Here is a 5,598-nt window from a genome sequence, read left to right on the forward strand (position 1 = left end):
CATCATGACCGCGCTGGCGACCGCGATCCGGTCCGGCCTTGCGGTGCCGCGCCCGCTGCCCGCGCTGATCGCCGAGGCGTCCGCGGTCCCGCCGGTCAACGAAACACCGCAGCCCGACGCCGACGCCGGTGCGCGGGGCCGGTTCAGCGACGCCGTTGTCGCCAGGATCTCCGGCGAGGTCGGCCGGCTGGCCGGCCTGACCGCCGCCTTGACCACCGATGGTCGTAGCGGTCTGACCGGCGTCACGTACACCGCGCCGCTGCGTGAGGACATGCTGCGTGCGATCAGCCAAGCTGAGCGGCCCGACACCCGCAACGGGCTGGCTCAGCAACGGCTGCAGGTGGTCGGCGACGCCATCAACGACTTGTTCGGTGCGGTCACCATCGTCACGCCCACCGGGTCCTACACCCTGGCCACCGAACACAGCCCACTGCCGCTGGCTCTGCACAACGGGTTGGCGGTACCGATCCGGGTGCGTCTGCACCTCGACGTGCCGCCCGGCATGACCGTCACCGATCTCGGTGAAATCGAACTGCCGCCGGGCTACCTGCCGTTGCGGGTGCCGATCGAAGTCAACTTCACCCAGCGCGTCGCTATCGACGTCGCCCTGCACACCCCGGCCGGTGTGCCGCTGGGCGAGTCGGTGCGACTGTCGGTGCACTCCAACGCCTACGGCAAGGTGCTGTTCCTGATCACGATGAGCGCGGCCGCGGTCCTGGTGGCCCTGGCGGGACGGCGGCTGTGGCACCGCTTCCGTGGCCAGCCGGACCGCGCAGACCTGGACCGCCCGGACCCGCCCGACGCGGACCATCTCGTCGGCGAAGAGCACGGCTTATGAGCCCCGCCGGTCGGGCCGTACCGCCGCCGGCACAACCACCGCCGCGGCCGCCGGCCCCGCGTCCTCACCCGAAACGGAACCCGGGACCGCCGACCGGGCCGCTGCCACCGACCGGCCATGTGCCGTCGCAAAGCGCCTCGCCGCAGCCGCGTCCTGAGCTGTCCGACGCCGCCCTGGTGTCGCGGTCCTGGGGCATGGCACTGGCCACCCTGGTCAGCCGGGTCACCGGTTTCGCCCGAATCGTGCTGCTGGCCGCGCTGCTGGGTGCCGCGCTGTCCAGTGCGTTCTCGGTGGCCAACCAGCTGCCGAACCTGGTCGCAGCGCTGGTGCTGGAGGCGACGTTCACCGCGATCTTCGTGCCGGTACTGGCCCGCGCCGAACAGGACGACGCCGACGGTGGCGCGGCGTTCGTGCGGCGCCTGGTGACCCTGGCCACCACCGTGCTGTTAGGCACCACGCTGCTGTCGGTGGTCGCCGCCCCGCTTCTGGTTCAGCTGATGCTGGGCCGCAGCCCTCAGGTGAACGAGCCGCTGACCGTCGCGTTCGCCTACCTGCTGCTGCCGCAGGTGATCTTTTACGGCCTGTCCTCGGTATTCATGGCAATCCTCAACACCCGCAACGTGTTCGGGCCGCCGGCCTGGGCGCCGGTGGTCAACAACGTCGTCGCGATCGCCACCCTGGGCGCCTACCTGGCCGCGCCGGGGCAACTGTCGGTCGACCCGGTGCAGATGGGCAACGCCAAGCTGTTGGTGCTGGGCATCGGCACCACGTTGGGTGTGTTCGCGCAGACCGCGGTGCTGCTGGTGGCCATCCGGCGCCGGCGGATCAGCCTTCGCCCGCTGTGGGGGATCGACGACCGGCTCAAACGCTTCGGCGCGATGGCCGCCGCGATGGTGTTCTACGTGCTGATCAGCCAGGTCGGTCTGATCGTCACCAACCAAATCGCCAGCACCGCAGCCGCTTCCGGCCCGGCGATCTACAACTACACCTGGCTGGTGCTGATGCTGCCCTACGGCATGATCGGCGTGACCGTGCTGACGGTGGTGATGCCGCGACTGAGCCGCAACGCCGCCGCCGACAACACCGGCGCGGTGCTCGCCGACCTGTCGTTGGCCGCCCGGCTGACCATGATCACGCTGATCCCGACGGTGGCCTTCATGACGGTCGGCGGCTCGGCGATGGGCAGCGCACTGTTCGCCTACGGACACTTCGGCGACGTCGACGCCGGCCACCTGGGCGCGGCGATCGCGTTGTCGGCGTTCACGCTGCTCCCCTACTCCGCCGTGCTGCTGCAGCTGCGGGTCTTCTACGCCCGCGAGCAGCCGTGGATACCGCTCGCGATCATCGTCACCATCACGGTCGTCAAGATCGTCGCCTCCCTGATTGCGCCGCATCTCACCGACAACCCCGACCTTGTCGCCGGCTATTTGGGGCTGGCCAACGGTCTGGGATTCCTGGCCGGCGCGATCGCCGGCTATCACCTGCTTCGCAACGCGCTGCGGCCTCCCGGCGGGCACCTGCTCGGCATCGCAGAGCTGCGGACCATCCTGGTCACGGCGACCGCGTCGTTGCTGGCCGGCCTGGTCGCCTACGTGGTGGACGTGCTGATCGGCATGCAGCGGCTTACGGCCTACGGCGGTGGGGCCGGCTCGCTGCTGCGTCTGTTCGTGCTCGCGGTGATCATGGCGCCGATCGTGGCGGTCGTCATGGTGCGCGCACACGTGCCCGAGGCCCTCGCGGCGCTGGCAGCGTTCCGCCGCTGGATCGGCACGACTCCGCCCCGCGAAAAAGGCGCACCGCCGGCGCCCGCCCGGATGCCTTCCGCCGGCCCCCCGGCGCCCATTTCTGGCAGGTCAGCGAACGTCGTAGCCGCCCAACCCGGTGGCAGCGATCAGGTGTTGCGCGCCGATATCGTCACGTACCCTGAGCACAGGATTTCGTCAGCGCAGGCGGGGTATCCGGGAGGGGAGCCCATCCAGCACCGGCCTCCAGAGCAATCAACCGGGGAGGGGACGGAGAGAGGACCGCGGATGACTGACGGATCATCGGACAGCACGTCAGCCAAAGCTGTCCCCGACTCCGCCTCGTCACCCGCGGCTGACGACTTCCAGCCCGACGTCCCCACTGATCTCCAGGTCGGCATCGTAACGGCGTCGGAGGCCTCGGCGCCGTCCAACGGCGAATCATCCGACCGCGATCTCGAAACCACCGCTTTCGGTGCAGGTGACCCGATCGAGTTCGATACGCCGAGCCCGTCTGACCCCGAATCGTCCGCGGGGTCAGACGAACAGCATCTGGTTCCCGGCGCCAGCATCGCCCGCGGTCGCTACCGGCTCCTGGTATTCCATGGCGGGGCGCCGCACACGCAGTTCTGGCAGGCGTTGGACACCGCCCTGAATCGGCAGGTCGCGCTGACTTTTGTCGATCCGGACGGCGCGCTTCCCGACGAGCGCGTCCGCGAAATCCTGGCTCGCACCCTGCGACTGAGCCGCGTCGACAAGCTAGGTATCGCCCGGATTCTTGACGTCGTGCACATCGGCACCGGTGGACTGGTGGTGACCGAATGGGTCCGCGGCGGTTCGCTGCAGGAGGTGGCCGACACCTCGCCGTCTGCTGCGGGCGCATCGCGCGCGATGCAGACCCTGGCCGCTGCCGCCGAGGCAGCCCACCACGCCGGTGTCGCGCTGTCGATCGACCACCCGAGCCGGGTGCGGGTCAGCATCGAGGGCGACGTCGTGCTGGCGTTCCCCGCGACAATGCCGGACATCAGCCCCGAAGACGACATCCGCGGAATCGGCGCCGCGCTGTATGCGTTGCTGGTCAACCGGTGGCCGCTGCCCGAGTCCGGCGAGGCCAGCGGGATGGCGCAGGCACCCCGGGATTCGGCCGGCCAGCCTCTCGAGCCCAACGCGATCGATCCCGACATTCCCTTCCAGATTTCTGCGGCGGCCACGCACTCGCTGCAGGGCAATGGTGGGATACGCAGTGCAGCAACGCTTTTGAATCTGCTCCAGCAGGCGACCGTGGTCGCCGACCGTACCGAGCTGCTCACCCCCATTGGCGACGACGATCCCCCGCCGGCAGCCCCGCGGCCGGACCGGGTTCGCACGCCCGACCTGGAGGAGGCGTACGCGCGTGTCCGCCGGCGCCGCGTCATCACGATCTGGGCCGGCGCCGGGGCAGCGGTGCTCGTGATCGCGTTGCTGGTGCTGGCCTCGGTACTGAGCCGGATGTTCGGCGACGTCGGTGGCCTCGACAAAGACCAACTCGGCCTCAACAGTCCGTCGAGCAGTTCGAGCGCCGGCGCAGCGGCGGGCAGCATCGTCAAGCCGGTGACGGCCACGGTGTTCTCCCCCGGTCAGGAGCCCGACAATCCCGGGCAGGCGGGGCAGGCGATCGACGGCAACCCCGCCACGGCGTGGGAGACCGACACCTACCACGACGCGGTTCCGTTCCCAGGCTTCAAGAGTGGCGTAGGCCTGGTTCTGCAGCTACCGCAACCCACCGAGGTGGGCACCGTCAATGTGGACGTTCCCAGCACCGGAACGAAGATCCAGATCCGCTCGTCGACGACGGGGACCCCGGCGAAGCTCGACGCCACCACCGCACTGACGCAACCGGTCTCGGTGCACCCGGGCCATAACAGCATCCCGGTCAACGCGTCCTCGCCCACGTCGTATGTGCTGGTGTGGATTTCGACGATGGGCACCACGGACGGAGCCAGCCGCACCGCCCTCTCCGAGGTCACTGTTCAGGCCAAGTCCTGACAACACTTATCGAGTGAAGTGCCCGACACCGGGTGATTGGTTACTGTCCGGCGGTGGGCTCCACCCAGATGCGGCAGCATTGTCCAGCACAGCGCAGCGACGCCGAACTGTTGGCGGCTCACGTCGCGGGTGATCGCTATGCCTTCGAGCAGCTCTTCTACCGCCATCACAGACAACTACACCGTCTCGCCCGGCTGACCAGCCGCAGCACCGAGGATGCCGAAGACGCCCTGCAGGAGGCGATGGTTTCCGCGCACCGCTGCGCGGGTTCCTTCCGGCACGATGCCGCGGTCAGCAGCTGGTTGCACCGCATCGTCGTCAACGCCTGCCTGGACCGGTTGCGCAGCAACAAAACTCATCCGACCGTCGTTCTCGACGACGTGTATCCCGTGCCAGACCGGACGGCGCAGGTCGACACGGCAATCGTGGTGCAGCGGGCGCTGATGCGACTGCCCGTCGAGCAACGGGCCGCGGTGGTGGCGGTCGACATGCACGGCTATTCGGTCGCCGACACCGCGCACATGCTGGGCGTGGCCGAGGGCACCGTCAAGAGCCGCTGTGCGCGTGCCCGGGCCCGCTTGGCCGCGCTGCTGGGCTATTTGCACAGCGACACCACGCCCCGCCGACCCGCCGGGTAGCCGCACCGCCAGGCGATGACGGACACTGGGGCGGATGGACGACGTTGAGCCAGACGGGTGCGACGATCCACCGCTGACCGCAGACACGCTCGCCGACCTGCAGGCCGGCCTACTCGAGGACGACACCGCCGCGCGGCTGCGCAAGCAAGTGCGCGACGATCCCGATGCACGGCAGACGATGGAGGCCCTCAACCGCGTGCGCCGCGAGGTCGCAGGACTGGGCTCCGACGCGTCCTCGGCACCCGATGTCGACCCCGCGGCAGCGGACCGGATCGCGGCCGCTCTTCGCGCGGAGGGCCCGGCGGGCTCCTCCGCCGCGCACACCGTGGGCCGGGGGCGTCTCCCGCGCTCGGCG

General features: G+C 69.6%; 2 protein-coding genes and 2 pseudogenes. All 4 read left to right on the forward strand.

Annotated elements, in window-relative coordinates:
• Window positions 1-838, forward strand: a pseudogene (locus tag WAO18_RS00370) (hypothetical protein); the annotation flags it as partial.
• On the forward strand, window positions 835-4,605 hold the full coding sequence (gene murJ, locus WAO18_RS00375) for a murein biosynthesis integral membrane protein MurJ (protein ID WP_422202929.1): 3,771 nt from the start codon (window positions 835-837) through the stop codon (window positions 4,603-4,605). The pseudogene WAO18_RS00370 and the gene murJ, both read left to right, overlap by 4 nt.
• 68 nt (window positions 4,606-4,673) lie before the next feature.
• Complete coding sequence (sigM, locus tag WAO18_RS00380; RefSeq protein ID WP_422202930.1) at window positions 4,674-5,243, forward strand: RNA polymerase sigma factor SigM; 570 nt, start codon at window positions 4,674-4,676, stop codon at window positions 5,241-5,243.
• A gap of 34 nt (window positions 5,244-5,277) precedes the next feature.
• Window positions 5,278-5,598 (forward strand): annotated as a pseudogene (locus tag WAO18_RS00385) (hypothetical protein); the annotation flags it as partial.

This window comes from Mycobacterium sp. (assembly GCF_049278535.1).
In the GTDB taxonomy this organism is placed as follows: Bacteria; Actinomycetota; Actinomycetes; order Mycobacteriales; family Mycobacteriaceae; genus Mycobacterium.